We start from the raw sequence: 5232 nt of genomic DNA on the forward strand, positions 1-5232 counted from the left end.
GCCTTAGTGTATATATGTGACTGACTTCGTCAGTCTTATCTACAACCTCAAAACAGTGTTTTGAGCTGACTTCGTCAGTTCTATCTGCAACCTCAAAGCAGTGCTTTGAGCTGACTTCGTCAGTTCTATACACAACCTCAAAACAGTGCTTTGAGCAGCCTGCGGCTAGCTTCTTAGTTTGCTCTTTGATTTTCATTGAGTATAACGTCATTATAGACCTTTCAGACACCTAAGGAATTTCAAAAATATCAAAATCAAATAAAACTCTTGAAATATCTGGGCCTGTATGTTAGAATAATTTTATCGGATAAGGTTCATTAGAACACTAAAGCCCCTAACTACTGCCATAGTTAAGGGGTGTTTTGGTATATTCTACAGGAATAGAAAAAGACCCTCTAAACTTTGTAGAGAGCCTTAAAAAATCAAAATAAAAAGATACCCCCCAGCACATAGGAATGCTCAACCTTTCAGTCTACCCCATTCTGGGACCCAGCGTTTATCCTTCACAAGTTATCTTATTGAGTCCATTATATCACACTTATGGAAAATGTAAGAAATTTGTATAGTATTTTTAAATGAATTGATGAAAAATCAAATACCTTTCAGAACTAAGGAACTTTAAATAATAAATAAAACTCTTGAAATATCTGGACCTGTATGTTAGAATAAAATCGATAGGCAAGGTTCATTAGAACACCAAATCCCTTAACTAGTGCGATAGTTAAGGGGTGTTTTGGTATATTCTACAGGAATATATAATCCTAGTTTTCTAATTTGCTCTTTGATTTTTGTTGAGTATAAACATTTTAACAAAAAAGTTAGTCTTTAATAAAAGAAGCGATATAGTGATATTAGAAATTCTCTTGTAATTCTGATATGTCTGCGTATTTTTCGTAAGTTACCTGTTTAGTAATCAGATGTCAGTTAAGGGCTTGATGTTTTATAAAAGAAAATTATGGAGGAAGGGAAATCCGACTTTATAAACTAAACTGTAAAAAACGGCAAATTTGACAAATGAATAAGAAAAAAATAAAAAGCAACTGTTTTTATTAAAAAGATTGCTTAATAGTTAGATTGGAGGGAAGAAAAATATGAAAAATTTAAGTCAACGACTTGTTGATAAAAGTGTTGAGGCCTTTATTATGGGGCTGGAAATTTACAACAAGCCTACAATCAAATATCGTATTGAAGGATTCAGTTTTTTCATATGTAATGCTTGGGAGTTGATGTTGAAGTCTGAAATGCTAAATAGAAATCTATCAATCTATTTTAAGGATAATCCAGATAGAACTCTCAGCCTTGAAAATGTTATCAAGAAAATTTATTCCGATGATAGTACACGAATTCGACTAAATCTGGAGCGTATTATTGAGCTTAGAAATATCAGCACACATTATATTACAGAGGATTACGAACTAAAGTACGCTCCACTATTTCAAGCGTGTGTACTTAACTATGTCAATGAACTTCAGAGATTTCATGGTAGAGACATCACTGAGACCATTGCACAAAATTTCCTAACTATATCAGCAAGTTATGAGCCTCTGACAAATGAACAAATCAGACTAAAATACCCAGCGGAAATTGCAGAAAAGTTTATTCAGCAAGCAAATGCTATAGATGTTCTTGTTTCTGAGTATAATTCAGATAAATTTGCAATCGGTGTAAAACAAAACCTATACATCACAAAGAAAAAGTCTGAAGCTGACTTCGTTGTCTCAATTGCAAATCAATCTCCCTCTCAAGTAGCAATAGTAAAAGATTTAAAAGATCCATCAGAGACTCACAAATATTCATACGGGAATATCATCTCAGTTGTAAATGATCGATTAAACAAGAAGAATATCAAATTAAATTATAAATCTGGTTTCAATCAATATGTTCTAACCTTAATCATTGATTTCTATTCAATAAAAACTGACGAGAAATTTGCATATTGCCATAAAATAGGTAAGTCTGAGCACTATACCTATTCACAGCAATTTGTTGACTTTATCATTACAGAAATAGAAAAAGACCCTCTAAACTTTGTAGAGAGCCTTAAAAAATCAAAATAAAAAGATAACCCCAGGCACATAGGAATGCTCAACCTTTCAGTCTACCCCATTCTGGGACCCAGCGTTTATCCTTCACAAGTTATCTTATTGAGTTCATTATATCACACTTATGGAAAATGTAAAGAAATTTGTATAGTATTTTTAAATGAATTGATGAAAAATCAAATACCTTTCAGAACTAAGGGAACCTGAAAAAATAAATAAAACTCTTGAAATATCTGGGCTTATATGCTAGAATGTAGTTAGTGTATAAGGTTCATTAGAACACCAAAGCCCCTAACTAGTGCCATAGTTAAGGGCTTTTTTGACGTATCTTAGCGATTTAATGGGTGTTTATAGGCTAGTCAGTCGGTCTACTTCTTACCATCTAGCCATTTGCAGACGAAATACAAGATAATTCCAGCTATAACATCTGCTATAATAGTAAGAGCAAGCTCTGGTATAAGGCTCATTAGTTTCACCTCCTCTCACGAACCCATAGGAACGTAATCGGTAACCGATGACAAAAATAGTATACCACACTAAATTTAGATCATCAACCTCACTTAATGCTTGAACTATTGTAGATTATATGCTAAAATGTAGTTAATTGATAAGGTTCATTAGAACACCAAAGCCCCTAACTATGGCCGTAGTTAAGGGCTTTTTTGACGTATCTTAGCGATTTAACGGGTGTTTATAGGCTAGTCACTCGGTCTACTCCTTACTATCTAGCCATCTGCAGACGAAATACAAGATAATTCCAGCTATAACATCCGCTATAATAGTAAGAGCGAGCTCTATGATAAGGCTCATTAGTTTCACCTCCTCTCACGAACCCATAGGAACGTAATCGGTAACCGATGACAAAAATAGTATACCACAATAAATTTAGATCATCAAGGTCACTTAATTCTTGAAATATAGGGTCTAGGCGACAAAGTCTTTAAAATCAGAAAAACGTATAGTATCAGATGTATAAAAGCTTGATGTTATATCAATTAAAAAAGTGGATAGGAAAGTTTTCTGATTATCAGAATTCCTTCCTATCCACTTTTTGAAGATTGTAAGTTAACCTTAGTTTATATAGAATCAGCTTATTTGTTTTATTTATTAAAACCTTGCAAAGCCTTTTGGCGTTCTTCCACTTGACCTTTAGCATCCAATTTATTGCCAGCGTAGACAGCTGTTTCCCATGATCCGTACATTGGATTTGGGAAGATGATGAATTTTTCACCGAATTCTTTTTGCAATTCTTCAAGTTGTTTATCACGGTCAGATTCAGAAATCTTCGAAAAATCTGCAAAGTCTACGAGGTTATCACCAAATAGTAATACTAGATTAGTTTTCTCTTGAACTGCTTGGCGACGCCCTTCTTTGGATTTTACACCACTTTCTAAGAGCATGAGGTGATCACGCCCTTGTACAGGGATTCCTTCGTTTTCTAGATTTTTAATCGTAGCATCTATTTGATTAACTGAGCGGTCAGAAATATAGTAAATTTGGATGCCGTTTTGATTGGCAAATTGAAGAAACTTCTTGGCTCCTGGGACGGCTTTTGCTGCAGCTTTTTGAACCCAAATATCCCAATTTTCAGGTGTGAATGCTGTTCCGTCTTTGATATTTTGAACTTGATAAGGACTATTATCTAAGACTGTTTCATCTAAGTCCAAAATGATTGAATAAGGCTTGTCTGATTCTGTTTTCAGTAATTCCTTTAGACGATCTGTGGCAACATTATAACCTTGTAGATACAAGGCTTTGGTTTCAGCTGATTTTTGATACCAAAGGGTTGACATAGTATTTTCTCTTGACCGTAGTTGGTCATATGTCATTGTAATCTGATTATCAGATGAGCTCTTATTGCTTGTCTGTGTTTCTGTAGACTTTGTTGCACAACTAGATAATAAGACGACAGATGCAAGTGCAGAAAGGATTGTAACAGTAGTTTTTGCTGATTTCATGAAATATCTCCTATTCATTAATTTCATAAATAGTATAGCACGAGAGAAAAGTTAAGGCAAGTCATTCTCTGACTATGGATGAAGATTCTATAGAAGTTAATGCAGTGAAAAAAAGAGATTACTAACTTGAAATGCAGTTTCACCTCTAATTATTGACATTTCAGGAAAAATCGCAGTAAAAACGGCACAGCCTTCTTTAAATGTGATATAATACTAGAAAAATACTTGTGGAGGTTCCATTATGGCAATATTTTTCATGATTTTTCTGATTGTTTGTGTGCTCCTATTGGTGATAGTCACACTGAGTACAGTTTATGTGGTTCGTCAGCAGTCGGTGGCGATTATTGAACGCTTTGGGAAATACCAAAAGGTTTCCAACAGCGGTATTCATATTCGCTTGCCTTTTGGGATTGACTCGATTGCAGCACGCATTCAGTTGCGCTTGCTGCAAAGTGATATTGTGGTTGAGACCAAGACCAAGGACAATGTGTTCGTGATGATGAATGTAGCGACTCAGTACCGTGTCAATGAGCAGAGCGTGACAGATGCCTACTATAAACTCATGCGTCCAGAATCTCAGATTAAATCTTATATCGAAGACGCCCTTCGCTCTTCTGTTCCAAAATTAACCTTGGATGAATTGTTTGAGAAAAAAGATGAGATTGCCCTTGAAGTTCAACACCAAGTAGCAGAAGAAATGACTACTTATGGTTATATTATCGTGAAAACCTTGATTACCAAGGTCGAACCAGATGCAGAAGTTAAGCAATCCATGAATGAAATCAATGCGGCGCAACGCAAACGGGTCGCAGCGCAAGAATTGGCAGAAGCCGATAAGATTAAAATTGTCACTGCAGCTGAAGCCGAAGCAGAAAAAGACCGCCTTCATGGTGTGGGGATTGCCCAACAACGTAAGGCAATTGTGGATGGCTTAGCAGAGTCTATCACCGAACTCAAGGAAGCCAATGTTGGCATGACAGAAGAACAAATCATGTCCATCCTATTGACCAACCAGTATTTGGATACCTTGAACACCTTTGCCTCTAAAGGAAATCAAACTATCTTTTTACCAAATACGCCAAATGGTGTGGATGATATCCGTACACAAATCTTGTCAGCTCTTCGCGCTGAGAAGAAATAATAGACTAAAGAGCTTGGCAACAGGCTCTTTTTGCATTGCGTTTATTAAGAAAAACAAAAAATATTGATATACATTTATACTCAATGAAAAT

Annotated in this window: 4 protein-coding genes; 2 read left to right on the forward strand and 2 right to left on the reverse strand. The window is 35.4% G+C overall.

The window, feature by feature from the left end; all coding sequences use genetic code 11:
* Nucleotides 1–196, reverse strand: a 196-nt coding sequence (locus tag HT715_RS09925; RefSeq protein WP_345789788.1) for a hypothetical protein, incomplete at its 3' end; no start/stop codon positions are given.
* An 895-nt stretch (nucleotides 197–1091) separates the two neighbouring features.
* Between HT715_RS09925 and HT715_RS09930 the strand changes: the two genes are divergently transcribed.
* Nucleotides 1092–2057: a DUF3644 domain-containing protein gene (locus HT715_RS09930; protein ID WP_000793783.1), complete on the forward strand. Its 966-nt coding sequence runs from the start codon at nucleotides 1092–1094 to the stop codon at nucleotides 2055–2057.
* Nucleotides 2058–3142: 1085 nt separating this feature from the next.
* Here the strand turns inward: HT715_RS09930 and HT715_RS09935 are convergent.
* The gene (locus HT715_RS09935) at nucleotides 3143–4000 is read right to left on the reverse strand and encodes a 5'-nucleotidase, lipoprotein e(P4) family (protein ID WP_023937667.1); all 858 of its coding nucleotides are present in this window, start codon (nucleotides 3998–4000) and stop codon (nucleotides 3143–3145) included.
* Between the two features lie 241 nt (nucleotides 4001–4241).
* Here HT715_RS09935 and HT715_RS09940 point away from each other — a divergent pair, with 241 nt between their 5' ends.
* On the forward strand, nucleotides 4242–5141 hold the full coding sequence (locus HT715_RS09940; RefSeq protein WP_000963957.1) for an SPFH domain-containing protein: 900 nt from the start codon (nucleotides 4242–4244) through the stop codon (nucleotides 5139–5141).
* The last annotated feature ends 91 nt before the right edge of the window (nucleotides 5142–5232 follow it).

The organism is Streptococcus sp. 4155 (assembly GCF_013276695.1).
In the GTDB taxonomy this organism is placed as follows: domain Bacteria; phylum Bacillota; class Bacilli; order Lactobacillales; family Streptococcaceae; genus Streptococcus; species Streptococcus pseudopneumoniae.